15 protein-coding genes, 1 tRNA gene and 1 riboswitch are annotated in these 12749 nt (G+C 61.9%); of the genes, 6 read left to right on the forward strand and 10 right to left on the reverse strand.

The genetic code is table 11. From position 1 onward, the window contains the following. Positions 1-223: 223 nt before the first annotated feature. From PQQ52_RS22690 to ydfG, 10 genes are all read right to left on the reverse strand, one after another. Complete coding sequence (locus PQQ52_RS22690; RefSeq protein ID WP_408216132.1) at positions 224-889, reverse strand: hypothetical protein; 666 nt, start codon at positions 887-889, stop codon at positions 224-226. Positions 890-1116: 227 nt separating this feature from the next. Then, positions 1117-1192 (reverse strand) — tRNA-Lys (locus PQQ52_RS22695). A gap of 196 nt (positions 1193-1388) precedes the next feature. Next, positions 1389-2138 carry a tol-pal system protein YbgF gene (ybgF, locus tag PQQ52_RS22700; protein ID WP_408216135.1) on the reverse strand — a complete coding sequence of 250 codons (750 nt, stop codon included), beginning with the start codon at positions 2136-2138 and terminating at the stop codon, positions 1389-1391. A 19-nt stretch (positions 2139-2157) separates the two neighbouring features. Beyond that, positions 2158-2667: a peptidoglycan-associated lipoprotein Pal gene (gene pal / locus PQQ52_RS22705; protein ID WP_408216137.1), complete on the reverse strand. Its 510-nt coding sequence runs from the start codon at positions 2665-2667 to the stop codon at positions 2158-2160. A gap of 32 nt (positions 2668-2699) precedes the next feature. Then, on the reverse strand, positions 2700-3992 hold the full coding sequence (gene tolB / locus PQQ52_RS22710; protein ID WP_408216140.1) for a Tol-Pal system beta propeller repeat protein TolB: 1293 nt from the start codon (positions 3990-3992) through the stop codon (positions 2700-2702). A 139-nt stretch (positions 3993-4131) separates the two neighbouring features. Next, a complete protein-coding gene (gene tolA / locus PQQ52_RS22715) occupies positions 4132-5136 on the reverse strand; it encodes a cell envelope integrity protein TolA (RefSeq protein ID WP_408216143.1) in 1005 nt (334 codons plus the stop codon). Then, positions 5133-5576, reverse strand: a complete 444-nt coding sequence (gene tolR, locus PQQ52_RS22720) for a protein TolR (RefSeq protein WP_408216145.1) — start codon at positions 5574-5576, stop codon at positions 5133-5135. The genes tolA and tolR overlap by 4 nt, the downstream gene beginning before the upstream one ends. Positions 5577-5586: 10 nt before the next feature. Further along, the gene (gene tolQ, locus PQQ52_RS22725) at positions 5587-6264 is read right to left on the reverse strand and encodes a protein TolQ (RefSeq protein WP_012431821.1); all 678 of its coding nucleotides are present in this window, start codon (positions 6262-6264) and stop codon (positions 5587-5589) included. A gap of 155 nt (positions 6265-6419) precedes the next feature. Next, on the reverse strand, positions 6420-6899 hold the full coding sequence (ybgC, locus tag PQQ52_RS22730) for a tol-pal system-associated acyl-CoA thioesterase (RefSeq protein ID WP_408216148.1): 480 nt from the start codon (positions 6897-6899) through the stop codon (positions 6420-6422). Positions 6900-6969: 70 nt separating this feature from the next. Then, complete coding sequence (gene ydfG, locus PQQ52_RS22735) at positions 6970-7716, reverse strand: bifunctional NADP-dependent 3-hydroxy acid dehydrogenase/3-hydroxypropionate dehydrogenase YdfG (RefSeq protein ID WP_408216150.1); 747 nt, start codon at positions 7714-7716, stop codon at positions 6970-6972. 238 nt (positions 7717-7954) lie between these two features. Next, positions 7955-8063, forward strand: a riboswitch (ZMP/ZTP riboswitch). A 166-nt stretch (positions 8064-8229) separates the two neighbouring features. Between ydfG and glyA the strand changes: the two genes are divergently transcribed. The 6 genes from glyA to PQQ52_RS22765 all read left to right on the forward strand — a co-directional run bounded on the left by glyA (position 8230) and on the right by PQQ52_RS22765 (position 12742). After that, positions 8230-9477, forward strand: coding sequence for a serine hydroxymethyltransferase (glyA, locus tag PQQ52_RS22740; RefSeq protein WP_408216153.1), 1248 nt, complete (start codon positions 8230-8232; stop codon positions 9475-9477). Positions 9478-9483: 6 nt separating this feature from the next. Continuing rightward, complete coding sequence (gene nrdR, locus PQQ52_RS22745; protein WP_280997910.1) at positions 9484-9966, forward strand: transcriptional regulator NrdR; 483 nt, start codon at positions 9484-9486, stop codon at positions 9964-9966. Positions 9967-10165: 199 nt separating this feature from the next. Then, the gene (locus PQQ52_RS22750; protein WP_408216156.1) at positions 10166-10732 is read left to right on the forward strand and encodes a GspH/FimT family pseudopilin; all 567 of its coding nucleotides are present in this window, start codon (positions 10166-10168) and stop codon (positions 10730-10732) included. An 83-nt stretch (positions 10733-10815) separates the two neighbouring features. Next, positions 10816-11187 (forward strand): hypothetical protein, encoded by a 372-nt coding sequence (locus PQQ52_RS22755; RefSeq protein ID WP_408216224.1) that lies wholly within the window; start codon positions 10816-10818, stop codon positions 11185-11187. Continuing rightward, positions 11184-11993, forward strand: coding sequence for a PilW family protein (locus PQQ52_RS22760; protein ID WP_408216159.1), 810 nt, complete (start codon positions 11184-11186; stop codon positions 11991-11993). Before PQQ52_RS22755 ends, PQQ52_RS22760 begins: the two co-directional genes overlap by 4 nt. Before the next feature lie 302 nt (positions 11994-12295). Continuing rightward, on the forward strand, positions 12296-12742 hold the full coding sequence (locus tag PQQ52_RS22765; RefSeq protein WP_408216161.1) for a pilus assembly PilX family protein: 447 nt from the start codon (positions 12296-12298) through the stop codon (positions 12740-12742). The last annotated feature ends 7 nt before the right edge of the window (positions 12743-12749 follow it).

The raw sequence follows: 12749 nt of genomic DNA on the forward strand, positions 1-12749 counted from the left end.
GCACGCAGCCTTGCGGGGTGATTCGCAGAACCGGCGGCGATCATTGCACGTCTTTATGTCTCAATAAATATCAATGTTCGGAGTCCGTTGTATCTGTTCTGCATCTAGGCGGCGCCATGTGAGAGGGGTCTCGTGGTCGCGTGAGTTATTGTGATTTGCGCTGTGAGAATGTTTCGCTGCGTACGAGAGGCCGCAGCGACGGCAAGTGCGCCTACCCGTGCGATCAAAAGTGGTACGAAAGGCCAACTTGCAGCGTCGGATACCATCGATAAGGCGAGGCCTTGTCCCTCAGTTGTTGCAGGCCGGTCGCGATAATCTCCTGGCTCATTGCAGGACCCGCGGCTTGAGTGAGGGCCGGTGACAATGTATAGGACGAGTGCGGCAGGCCATAAGCGACGCCAAGATCGACCACCAGGCCAAATCCTTTGGCCGCGGGTTGCAAGCCATAGCCCACCCCCAGATAGGGCATCGCAGTCGGGTACTTGACGGTGGCGGTCGCATATTCGCCCGGAAAGGCGGGTGTGGTCTTGCCTTTGAATGTGTAAGTGCCGTTCGTGGGAACGGAATTTCCGCTGACTTCATCGTCCGTGAAGCGAAGACCGGCTGTGACGCGAAACCCGCTGTTCGACCACGGAAACAGATCGCCGTAGAGGCCGCCCTGGCGAAGACGCACGCCATCGGCATAGCGATTTCCGCCCACCGTAAAGTCATGCGAGATGTTGATCGCGTTGAAGTCCGCGTGCATGCCGAACCAGGACGTGACATTCAGCGCTGCGCCGATGCCGACACCGAGCGTCCCGCCCTCGAGGAATATTTCCTGAGCGTGCGATGTTTCGATCGAGGCTGCCAAACCTAAACCTACTACCCAGATTACTTTTGCAGTGTTCATGGGCGCCCCCCTGGGCGGTTGGGCCGCGGGGTCGTTTGGCCTGGCAGCCCTGTCTTATGGTCTTTTTGGGGGTGCTCGTCCGGCACCGTGAAACGATCATGCTTGCGGAAGACGCGGACGGTCTGTGGGGTGTCGAACTATTCGGGGGATCGAGCGAGGAGGGCGGCATGCGGGCCGCAAAAAGAAAAGGGCTTGCGACGCTGACGCGTGCAAGCCCTTGAATCTTTTGGTAGGCCGTACGGGATTCGAACCTGTGACCAACGGATTAAAAGTCCGCTGCTCTACCAGCTGAGCTAACGACCCAAAAGAGAAGCGAAATTATAGCGATAGCACCGACGAGCTGTCAACCCATGGCGGTTAGTCGAGCTATCCGCACTTCGGATAGTGAAAAGCCCGAGGTATGACTACCCCGGGCTTTCCAGCGAGAGGCGCGCGTGACTGTTGATTTTGGAAGCTGCACGGCCACTGCGCGTTACGTCAACCGCTAAACCCTTTACGACTACTTGATCTGCGACAGCTTGCTCTGAGCCGACTGTGCGACGTCCGAGCCGCTGTACTGCGCGACGATCTGCTCCAGCGTCTTCTTGGCCGCAGCCTTCTGGCCTTGCTCGAGCTGATTGTTCGCAATAGCGAGCAGCGCGTCCGGTGCACGCGGATGCTGCGGGTAGTTCTTCACCACACCTTGCCAGGTTGCCGTCGAGCCCTTGTAGTCACGCAGCGCATACAGTGCGTTGCCGAGCCAGTACTGCGCGGTCGGCTGGTAGGGGCTGTTCGGAAACTTGGAGATGAAGCTGCGGAACGACGCCGCCGCATTCTTGAAGTCGCCGTTGCGGAACTGTTGGGAAGCCGCATTGAACGAATCGGTTTCACCCGGCTGCACCTCGCCCTGGACGCCGTCTACCGTCTGTTGCTGCGGCTCGAATTTCTTCAGCCTTGTGTCCAGATCGGTGTAGTAGTCCTTCTGCTGTTTTTGCAGCGTGGTGAGTTGGTTGCCCATATCTTCGTTCTGCCCGCGCAACGTCGCGACCTGCTGATTCAGCTGATCGAGGCGGTTGGACTGATCGAGGATCGTGCGCTGTGCGGCCGATAGCTGGCTCGACAGGCTATCGGTCTTCGAACGCAGATCGAGAATGGCCTGACGGGCCTGATCGTCGTCGAACATGCCCGCATGCGCGGGCACAGCCGCGAAGGCCGTGCCCGCGACGCAGGCCGCTGCGGCAAACCGCAGCCAGGAGAAACGATGCGTCATTCGGCTAATCACCCGTTACTTACTGTTGGTACACGAGGTCGGCGCGGCGGTTTTGTGCCCACGACGATTCGTCATGACCGGTCGCTTGCGGCTTTTCCTTGCCGAGGCTCACGGCTTCCATTTGCGAGTCCGTCACGCCCATCAGCGACAGCGAACGGCGCACAGCTTCAGCACGCTTCTGGCCGAGAGCCAGGTTGTACTCGCTGGTGCCGCGTTCGTCGGTATTGCCCTGGATCAGGACGTGACGTTGCGGATGGCTCTTCAGGTATTGCGCGTGTTGTTGCAGCAGCGATTGGTAGTCGTCCTTGACCGAGTAGCTGTCGAAGTCGAAGTAGATGCTGCGCTTGGCGAGCGGGCTGTTCGGATCGTTCAGCGGATCGACGTTGACCTGAGCGACATCAGTCGGATTCGGTTGCGTCGAAACTGCACCACCCTTGTTAGCGTTTTCGTCGAGCTTGACGCCCGAGTGACATGCTGCCAGCGCACCGACCATCAATACGGCAAATGTGAAACGAAGTTTTGACGTCATTTTGTTACTCTCCTTGTGTTATTGCATCAACGTTACTGCATAAACGGGCCCCAGGATGGCTCGCGTACGCTGCCGCCCTGAACGGACAGGACCTGCCGAGTGCGACCGTCGGTCGATACTGCGGCCAACACGCCACGGCCGTTCACCTGTGTGGCGTAAAGAATGTACTGACCGTTCGCCGCGAAGCTCGGCGATTCGTCGTGTGTGGTGTCCGTCAGACCCGTGGCCGTATTGCCTTGCAGGTCCTGGATATAGAGCTTGAACGCGCCGCCGACACGCGAGATGTAAGCGAGCTGCTTGCCGTCCGGGCTGACCCGCGGGCTGGTGTTGTAGTTGCCCGTGAAGGTTACGCGTTGCGCGGCGCCGGCGTTCTCGCCCTGGGCCGACATCTTATAGATCTGCGGCTGGCCGCCACGGTCGCTGGTGAAATAGATCGACTGGCCGTCAGGAGAGAAACACGGCTCCGTATCGATCGAGCTGCCTTGCGTCAGGCGCCGCAGGCCGCTGCCGTCTGCATTGACGGCGAAAATCTGCGTGTTGCCGGTGCGCGAGAGCGCGACGGCCAACGTGCGGCCATCCGGCGACCACGCCGGTGCGCTGTTGTTACCCTTCTGGTCCGATACGACCACGCGACGGCCTGTAGGCAGATCGTGGATGTAGACGATCGGCTTCTTCTTTTCAAACGAAACGTAAGCGACCTTGGTGCCGTCAGGCGACCATGCCGGCGAGATGATCGGCTCGGGGCTCGACAGCGCGATGTGCGCGTCCTGGCCGTCCGAATCGGAAATCTGCAATTGATAACGGCCGCCCGTCTTGATGACGTACGAAAGGCGCGTGGCGAACACGCCGCGGCCGCCCATCAGTTTGGCGTAGATATAGTCCGCGACCTTGTGCGCGCTCATGCGCAAGCCGCTCTCCGGGCTCACGAGCACGAGGCCACCGAGGCTTTCGCCCTTGACCGTGTCATACAGCTTGAAGCGCACTTCGTACTGGCCGTTCGGCAGGCGGTTCACGCTGCCCGAGACGAATGCATTCGCGCCCTTGGCTTTCCAGCTGCCGAGGTCGACCGAATCGGTTTCGGAAACTGGCGTACTGCCCGCGTCGATATTCGTGAATTTGCCGCTGCGCTGCAGATCTTGGCGCACGATCGTGCTGACCTGCTGCGGCGAGTTCGCTTCATTGGCGAAATTCGCCGTTGCGATCGGAAACTGTGTGGACCCGACGCCCGTAACGAGGACGTTGAGTTGTGCGTTGGCGGCGCTGCCGACGGCGATCAGGCACGACGCTACAAGTGTCCGCAGGCCTAGCTTGGTCATCAAACTCATGCTGAATGGTTTCCCCAAAAACGGTTTTACTAACACTTCATGACAGCAGAGAGACCCGCAAATATCTAATTCGTTCCCGGGCGCGCCGCGCTGGGCGGGGCGCCGCGTCTGCTGTCAACTGACTGTCAAACTGTTGCTATCAACTTGCCGGGCGCAACGTAATCTTGAAGCTGGTCGGCGTCTTCCCATCGATATCCTGAGGCATCGGATTCGAAAGCTGGACAGCCCGCAGCGCGGCATCGTCCCACGCCGAGTTGCCACTGCTGCGCGAAATTTGCGCGTCCAACAGCGTGCCAGTCGGCGAGCAGCGCACGGAGACGACCGTCTCCAGGCCTTCCGTTTCACCGCCCCACGAGATCTTCGGGCGTACCAGACGACGCACCTTGTCCGCGTAACCCGGCGATGTCGCCGTGCCACCCGAGCCGCTGCCCGTGCCGCTCTTCGCAAGCCCATTGCCGCTCGAGCTTTCGCCCGCCGAACCTTGCATCTGGGCAAGCCGCGCCCGGCGTTCCGTGTCCAGCTTCTTTGCTTGCGCCGCAGCATCGGCCTGAGCCTTGGCCTTCGCCGCTTTCTGCGCATCAGCCTTCTTTTGCGCGTCGGCTTGAGCCTGCTCCTGCTGCTGTTGTTCTTTCAACTGCTGCTGCTTTTGCTGATCGGCTAATTGCTGCTGCTTCTGTTTATCGGCCTGCTGTTGCTGCAACTGTTTCTGCTTGATCGCCGCTGCTTTTTGCGCGGCGAGTTGCGCTGCCTGATCGGCCGCCAGTTGCTGCTGGCGCTTCGCGTCGGCTTCCTGCTGGGCTTGCAGCTTCTGTTGACGCTGCTGCTCGGCGAGTTGCGCCTGGCGCGCTGCTTCCTGTTGCTGGCGTTTCTTTTCCTGCAGCGCGATGTCGGCCTGTTCGTCCTGCAGCGGCGGGGCAGGCGCTACCGGCACGGGCGGCGGAGGCGGCTGGCGCGGGATGGCCGTATCGGGCACCTCGGTCCACAGTTCGGCCTCCGCGCCGGCTGGCGTGCTGTTCTGCCATTGAATGCCGTGGTACAGGAAGAATCCGAGCAGCGCATGCATTACCAGCGCGAACGCAAAGGCTCGCCCGGTGCCGCGTTCACGCGGTGGCTGGAGCGGGTATTCGGAATTCTGGCGGATCATTGCGATTTGACGAGCAGTCCAACGCGCTTGACGCCCTGAGCTTTCAGCTCGGACATCACATTCATCACGACTTCGTACTTCACGGTCTTGTCGGCGGCGATCACGACCGGCTGATCGGGATGCGACTGCGCGCGATCGGCGATGAAGCCGCTCAGGTCGGCTTTCGTCATGTTTTCCTGTTGCTGTACCCCCGCGTCGTCCTTGTATTTGACGCTCATATTGCCGTCCGCGCGAATATTGACGATCACAGGCGGGGTCTGCTGCTGCGGCGCAGCACCGCCGACTGTCGGCAGATTGACGATTGACGGAGCGACGAGCGGCGCGGTCACCATGAAGATCACGAGCAGCACGAGCATCACGTCGATGTACGGCACGACGTTGATGTCGGCCATCGCGCGGCGCTGACGGGAGCCGCGCATGCTGGAGGAAGAGCCTGCCATCGTGGACTCCTTACTGTGCCTGACGCTGCAAAATGTTCGAGAACTCTTCGATGAAGGTCTCGAAGCGGATCGCGAGACGATCAATGTCGTGCGCGTAGCGGTTGTAGGCGACCACGGCCGGAATCGCGGCGAACAGGCCGATCGCGGTGGCGGTCAGCGCTTCGGCAATGCCCGGCGCGACGTTCGCAAGCGTAGCCTGCTGAACGTTGGCGAGGCCGCGAAACGCATTCATGATCCCCCACACCGTGCCGAACAGACCGATATACGGGCTGACCGAGCCGACCGACGCGAGAAACGCCAGATTTGCCTCGAGCACGTCCATTTCACGCTGGAACGCAGCGCGCATTGCACGGCGTGCGCCGTCGAGAATCGCGCCTGAATCGTTGAGGCGCTTTTCCTTGCCTTTCAGGAATTCGCGCATGCCGGACTCGAAAATCCGTTCCAGTGCGCCGATCGTGTGGCGGTTGTTCGCGGCGCTCTGATAGAGCGCCTGCAGGTCGCCGCCCGACCAGAAATCGCGTTCGAAGCGTTCAGTTTGCGCGCGGGCCCGGCGGATCGCAAACCACTTGCGGAAGATAAAAGTCCACGACAATAGCGACAGCAGAAGCAGCAGCGCCATGACGGCCTGCGCCAGCAGGCTCGCATTGAGTACGAGTGAAACGATCGACAGATCTTGTGTAGTGTTCATAAAGGTTCGTTTTAACGTCCCGGAAGGGGGCGTCCGGCTGCAAGGTCACTCGAAGCTTGCCGTGAGCAAAACGGAAGCATCGGCGATATTGCAAGCCGAACCATGCTTTGTGTTGCTTGATCGGTATGAGTTCACTGGCCCCGTAACAACGGGGTTCAGTCGTTGTCCGTTGACATGCCGCCATCGTTCACGCTCGGACCGCGCCGCAAAGCAGCGAGAACCGGCGGAGGAATCGCGGCCGGCCGCAGCGCAATGCGATCGACGCAGCCGACCCGGATGGAACCGGAAGCAAGCAGCGTGCCGTCACGCCACGCTTCCTGCGCGAAATCGACAGATGCGCGGCCAAGACGCTCGATTCGGCTCACCACGTTGACGACGTCGTCGAGCCGGGCCGGCGCCCGATAGTCGACTGCGGTGCTGCGCACAATAAAGATTGCGCCCACTTCGTCGACGAGCCGGTTCTGGTCGACACCGCACGCGCGCAGCCATTCAGTGCGCGCCCGCTCAAAAAATTTCAGGTAATTCGCGTAAAACACGATGCCGCCGGCGTCGGTATCTTCGTAGTACACGCGGATTGGCCACGTGAAGCCGATTTCCGTGCCGGGCTGGCTGGTCGACATATTCATGCGGCGCATTTTACCGGAACGCACACCCGCAGGTCTGTTTCAAGATGTGCGTCCCGCCTGGCGGGTCTTAGCTGGAATTTCAACCGCGATGAACCGACAAAGCGGAGAACGATTGGGCCACCGGCATCAGCTCGATCGTGTTGATGTTGACATGGGCCGGGCGGGTGGCGATCCAGTAGATCGAGTCGGCGATATCTTCGGGTGTCAGCGCTTGTACGTTCTCGTACATTTTGGCCGCTTTTTCGTCATTCCCACGGAAACGCACGTTCGAAAACTCGGTGCCGCCGCACAGGCCCGGCTCGATGTCGGTCACCCGCAGCGCGGTGCCGGCCAGATCGGCGCGCAGATTCAGACTGAACTGGCGCACGAACGCCTTGGTGGCGCCATAGACGTTGCCGCCGGCGTACGGCCAGCTGCCGGCAGCCGAACCCAGATTGAAAATGTGGCCGCGGTTGCGCTCCACCATGCCGGGCAGGAGCGCATGCGTGATCTGCACGAGGCCCGTGCAGTTGGTGTCGATCATGGTGTTCCATTCGTCCAGACTCGCCTTTTGTGCCGGCTCGACGCCGAGCGCGAGGCCGGCGTTATTGACGAGTACGTCGAGCGCGGCGAAATCGGCGGGCAACGAGGCCGGCACGGCTTCGACGGCGGCGCGGTCCCGCACGTCGAGCTCATACGGCAGAAGGGCATCGCCGAGTTCGTCGGCGAGCGCCTGCAGGCGGTCCTTACGGCGCGCGGTGGCGACGACGCGATGGCCGCCCTTGACGAAAGCGCGAGCGATAGCGGCGCCAAATCCCGCGGACGCTCCGGTGACGAACACGATCATTGCAGTTTCCTGGTTGGTAGGAGAGAAAGGACCCAAGCCTACTTCCAATGCGGCGCTGCGGCAAGGATGAACGAGCCGTACGAGTGGCTGCGGCAGGGACGCGGAACGGGTTCCGGGGGTGCTTTCGTCAGATGTTTGCGCGCCGCTCGCGGCGACGCCGCAACCGGCTTTCCGAGGGCCCTTCGGGCCTACAGGAAGCTGGTTGCCTATTCGATCCGCTTCCAATAAACTAACGCGCTCACCCCTGCGTGACTGGCGATAGAACCGATTCAAGCAATCGGGTTCAAGGTGGAACAACCCACCGTGAAGCGCAGGGTGCCGTTTTGCCGTTCGCCTGGGCAGCCGTGATCCGCGCGCATTTATCTGCGCTGGCGGTGGCTGTCCTGCCTCGCGTGTGCGGCGACTCTCTATCCGCCACGTCAGGGCTGGCCCAGCCGCCAGCAGCGCTGCGTACCCTCTACGCAAGATTCGGCGCACGATCCGGTCAACCTGAACACACTCAACGGAATCCGTATGTTTGATAGAGCCCAAAGCACCATCGCCAACGTCGATCCTGAACTCTGGAAGGTCATCGAGCAGGAAAACCGCCGTCAGGAAGAGCACATCGAACTGATCGCGTCGGAAAACTACACGAGCCCGGCCGTGATGGCTGCGCAAGGCTCGCAACTCACGAATAAGTACGCCGAAGGGTATCCGGGCAAGCGCTACTACGGCGGCTGTGAATATGTCGACATCGCCGAGCAGTTGGCGATCGACCGTGTCAAACAACTGTTCGGCGCCGAAGCCGCCAACGTGCAGCCGAACTCCGGCTCGCAGGCGAACCAGGGCGTGTTCTTCGCCATGCTCAAGCCGGGCGACACGATCATGGGCATGAGCCTCGCGCACGGTGGTCACTTGACGCACGGCTCGCCCGTCAACATGTCGGGCAAGTGGTTCAACGTGGTGAGCTACGGCCTGAACGAAGCCGAAGACATCGACTACGACGCGGCTGAAAAGCTTGCGCAAGAACATAAGCCGAAGCTGATCGTGGCCGGCGCATCGGCGTTTTCGCTGCGCATCGACTTCGAACGGATGTCGAAGATCGCGAAGTCGGTCGGCGCGTATTTCATGGTCGACATGGCGCACTATGCCGGCCTGATCGCCGCGGGCGTCTACCCGAACCCGGTGCCGCACGCCGACTTCGTCACCACCACCACGCACAAGAGCCTGCGCGGCCCGCGCGGCGGTGTGATCCTGATGAAGGCCGAGTTCGAAAAGCAGATCAATTCGGCAATTTTCCCGGGCATTCAAGGTGGTCCGCTGATGCACGTGATCGCCGGCAAGGCCGTCGCGTTCAAGGAAGCGCTGTCGCCGGAGTTCAAGACGTATCAGCAGCAAGTCGTCGATAACGCGCGCGTGCTGGCTGAAACGCTGGTTAAGCGCGGTCTGCGCATCGTGTCGGGCCGCACCGAAAGCCACGTGATGCTGGTCGACCTGCGCGCGAAGAAGATCACGGGCAAGGCGGCGGAAGCTGCGCTCGGCGCCGCGCACATCACGGTCAACAAGAACGCGATTCCGAACGACCCGGAAAAGCCATTTGTCACGAGCGGCGTGCGTCTCGGCTCGCCGGCCATGACCACGCGTGGCTTCGGCGTCAAGGAAGCGGAGCAGGTAGGTAATCTGATCGCCGACGTGCTGGACAACCCGGAAGACGCAGCCACGATCGAACGTGTGCGTGCGCAAGTCGCCGAGTTGACCCAGCGCTTCCCGGTTTACCGCTAAGCCACCATGCACTGCCCCTTCTGCCGTCACGCGGATACGCAAGTTGTGGATTCCCGCGTATCCGAAGACGGCGCGACGATTCGCCGGCGCCGCCGCTGCCCGGCCTGCGACAAACGTTTCACGACGTATGAGCGGGTCGAGCTGGCGTTGCCGTCGGTCGTCAAGAAGGACGGCAGCCGCACGGAATTCGACCGCCGCAAGATCGTCGCGAGCATGCAACTGGCGCTGCGCAAGCGTCCGGTGGCAGCGGACGCGATCGACGCGGCAGTTGCCCGCATCGAGTATCAACTGCTCGGCAGCGGCGAGCGTGAGGTGCGCAGCGAGCGCCTCGGCGAACTCGTGATGAACGAGTTGCGTGCGCTCGATACGATTGCCTATGTTCGTTTCGCCTCTGTCTACCGGCGCTTCGAAGACGTCTCCGAATTCGAAGACGTGATCGAAGAATTTCGCCGTGCCTCTTCTCCTCCCAAGCCGACCCGCAAGCGCTGATTGCTGCCGCGCCTGAGGGTGCGCTCCAGATTCTGTTTTCCGCTGCGTAGGTTCGCGCATCTGCATTTCCGTTCCCGTTATGGTTCGTCACGCGTGCATTTTTGCGCGGGCCAGCGTCTGAGTGCCACCTGGCCATTCGGCCGATTGTTGACTCGTTTGCGAATCGATAGATTGGTTGCATTCTTTGAAACGATCAGGGATGCAGATGAAATGGGATGCAGTCTGTTTGCGGCCGCGCCGCGGCTTTACGCTTGTCGAAACGCTGGCTGTTGTCACGCTGCTGGCGATCATTGCGGTGATGGCCACGCCATCGTTCGTTGCGTGGCACTTGCGAGACCAGGTCGACGCGCGTGCGAAAGCGCTCGCTTCGACACTGGCCTATGCGCGCAGCGAAGCATTGCGCCGCGGTGCGCGCGTCACGGTGTGCCGAATCGACGCCGCGCGGCATTGTCTTGCTGCGGGACAAGCCTGCGGCAACGGCGTCACCGACTGGTCGTGCGGCTGGGCCGTATTGGCCGATCGAGACGGCACGCTCTCGCTACTGCGCGCGCATCCTTTGCTCGCAGCGGTCAGCATCACGGGGACGCAGACAAATCTCACGTTTACGCCGCCAGCGGGACAGCTGATCGGCACCTTCCGCAGCTTTGATATCGCGCCGCGCGTGCCGTCGAAAGCGACTCAGGGCGACAGGTGGCGGCGCTGCATCCGCGTTGCGGCGGGCGGGCGCGCGCGGATCGTCGAGGGCGCATGTGGAGCCGCATCGTGAGCCGATACCCGTCGAATTCACGGAAGCGCAACTGTCCGATGAGGCGCTTGACAAGGCGCACTGGCAGTTCGCTGATTGAGGTGATGCTGGCCGTTGCCCTGATGGCGGTGACTGCGCTCGGCTTGATCGCCGGTCAATTGTGGACCGCGCGCGAAGCGCGTGCGATGGCAATGCGCGAGCACGCAGCATGGATAGCCGATTCCGTCGCCGAAGCGATGCGCGAACCCTCAGCAGGCGACTCTGCAATCAGGCCATGGAGCGCGCGCGCAACGGCCCTGTTGCCGCACGGCGAAGCGTCGGTGGAGGAAAGCAGCGGTGTGTCCGCCGCACGTGTCACGTGGACTGCGCTGCGTGACATGCCGCGCGCCGACGATGTCATCGACAAGCCCGAGTCGTGTGGCGCTGCGAATATCCCTGCGGGCTCCTCTTGCGTAGCCTTGGCGTTCGCAAAATGACGCAACGTATGTATATCGCGCGTGGCCATACGCTCGTTGAGTTTGTGATTGCAATTGCGCTGGGACTAGTGGTGACCGCTGGTGCAGTCTCGCTTTATACAACGCAGCGTAACGTGTTTGAGCGCTCGGCCGATGCGATGCGGATCCGCGAAGCGGGCCTGACCGCGCTTACGCTGATGGGCCAGCAACTTCAAATGGCCGGCTTCGTGCCGGCGGACGTCGTGAGGTTCAATAGTCCGCCGCCGCTATTCGGTTGTTCGGGCGGCCGTCCGATCGGTGCGGACGACAGCGTTGCTTGCGAGGCCTTGCCGAGCCGCTCGGACGGCATCGCGGTTCGTTATGTAGGGGACAATGTTTCGACGTGGCCGTCAACCACCGGCCAATCAACTGACTGCCTCGGTCAGGCTGTAGCTAACAATAACGCGGCCCTCGGCGGGCAGGGTGTGTTGGTGGTCAATCGATACTTCGCCAGGATCAGCGGGTCGACGGGCGAGCCCGAACTTTACTGTGAAGGCAATGGCAAGACGGGGTCCGCTCAGCCGCTGGTCGAGGGCGTCGAGCGCGTGCGACTCAAGTATTGGCTGCCCGGCGGGCAGACCGCAATAGATGCGGTGGCAGTGACGGCCGATCAATGGGCAAGGATTGTCGCCGTCGATCTCTGCGTGCTCGTCCGCGGGGCGCCGGGAGGGCGGCGCGTGCGCTATGTCGATTGCGACGGTGTGAGCGCGCTTGGTACCGATATGCGGGCGCGTCAGGCCTTCTCGCGGCGGGTAGCGATACGCAATCACGCGGAGGATTCCCTGTGACAGGAGGATCTTGCCATTCAATGCACCGCGCGCAGTCGGTTCAGCGGAATCCAGACGTGCATGTTGCGACAGTAGATGGAAGGGGAAAGCGCATCACGCAACTGGAGCGCCCGGGCTTGTCAAATACGCAGTGCCGTTTCGTGCGACTGACTCGCGGAATATGCCGGGGACGCTTCGTATGCAGGGAACGCGCGCCGCGCCGCGAGCAGCCGGGACATCTGGCGCCGCTTATCCGCGTCAGTCGCGGATCACGCGCTCGCAATAGCGGCACCGTCCTGCCGATCGTCCTGCTGATTTCCGCGATGATGTTGACCACCTCCGCGGCCTGGTTCGAAACATCGCTTGCGGCGGCGCGCGGTAGCCGCAACGTGCGCGACTATTTGCAGGCATTTCATGCCGCGGATTCGGCGCTGACCTTATGTGCCCGGAATGTGGTCGCCGCGGCAGCTTTCGAGTCGCCGCCAGTGGCGTCGCTCTCACCCGGCGAGCCCACGCAATGGAAGCAAGAAGCCGCGTTCGATGCCGGGGCCGTGGCGCCCGTCGCGCGATGGCCCGGATCGCTGCGAGCGCCGCAATGTCTGATCGAAGCGTGGCGTCTGGGTACTCGCGTCGATGCACGAGCCTATCTACTGACTTCGCGCGGCTTCGGCCGGACCAAGGAATCGCAGGTGTGGTTGCAAATGGAACTCGTGATCACAGGCGAACAGATCGAACGCCATTGGCGTCGCGTCGCCGCACGCCCATTTTGACGGGAGG

It is taken from the genome of Paraburkholderia sediminicola (assembly GCF_046030555.1).
GTDB lineage: Bacteria > Pseudomonadota > Gammaproteobacteria > Burkholderiales > Burkholderiaceae > Paraburkholderia > Paraburkholderia sediminicola_E.

What these genes read in the sequence shown, in the direction of transcription:
- PQQ52_RS22690 (WP_408216132.1), bottom strand. Translation starts at nt 889, where the DNA reads ATGAACACTGCAAAAGTAATCTGGGTAGTAGGTTTAGGTTTGGCAGCC.
- ybgF (WP_408216135.1), bottom strand. Translation starts at nt 2,138, where the DNA reads ATGACGCATCGTTTCTCCTGGCTGCGGTTTGCCGCAGCGGCCTGCGTC.
- pal (WP_408216137.1), bottom strand. Translation starts at nt 2,667, where the DNA reads ATGACGTCAAAACTTCGTTTCACATTTGCCGTATTGATGGTCGGTGCG.
- tolB (WP_408216140.1), bottom strand. Translation starts at nt 3,992, where the DNA reads ATGAGTTTGATGACCAAGCTAGGCCTGCGGACACTTGTAGCGTCGTGC.
- tolA (WP_408216143.1), bottom strand. Translation starts at nt 5,136, where the DNA reads ATGATCCGCCAGAATTCCGAATACCCGCTCCAGCCACCGCGTGAACGC.
- tolR (WP_408216145.1), bottom strand. Translation starts at nt 5,576, where the DNA reads ATGGCAGGCTCTTCCTCCAGCATGCGCGGCTCCCGTCAGCGCCGCGCG.
- tolQ (WP_012431821.1), bottom strand. Translation starts at nt 6,264, where the DNA reads ATGAACACTACACAAGATCTGTCGATCGTTTCACTCGTACTCAATGCG.
- ybgC (WP_408216148.1), bottom strand. Translation starts at nt 6,899, where the DNA reads ATGCGCCGCATGAATATGTCGACCAGCCAGCCCGGCACGGAAATCGGC.
- ydfG (WP_408216150.1), bottom strand. Translation starts at nt 7,716, where the DNA reads ATGATCGTGTTCGTCACCGGAGCGTCCGCGGGATTTGGCGCCGCTATC.
- glyA (WP_408216153.1), top strand. Translation starts at nt 8,230, where the DNA reads ATGTTTGATAGAGCCCAAAGCACCATCGCCAACGTCGATCCTGAACTC.
- nrdR (WP_280997910.1), top strand. Translation starts at nt 9,484, where the DNA reads ATGCACTGCCCCTTCTGCCGTCACGCGGATACGCAAGTTGTGGATTCC.
- PQQ52_RS22750 (WP_408216156.1), top strand. Translation starts at nt 10,166, where the DNA reads ATGCAGATGAAATGGGATGCAGTCTGTTTGCGGCCGCGCCGCGGCTTT.
- PQQ52_RS22755 (WP_408216224.1), top strand. Translation starts at nt 10,816, where the DNA reads ATGCTGGCCGTTGCCCTGATGGCGGTGACTGCGCTCGGCTTGATCGCC.
- PQQ52_RS22760 (WP_408216159.1), top strand. Translation starts at nt 11,184, where the DNA reads ATGACGCAACGTATGTATATCGCGCGTGGCCATACGCTCGTTGAGTTT.
- PQQ52_RS22765 (WP_408216161.1), top strand. Translation starts at nt 12,296, where the DNA reads ATGATGTTGACCACCTCCGCGGCCTGGTTCGAAACATCGCTTGCGGCG.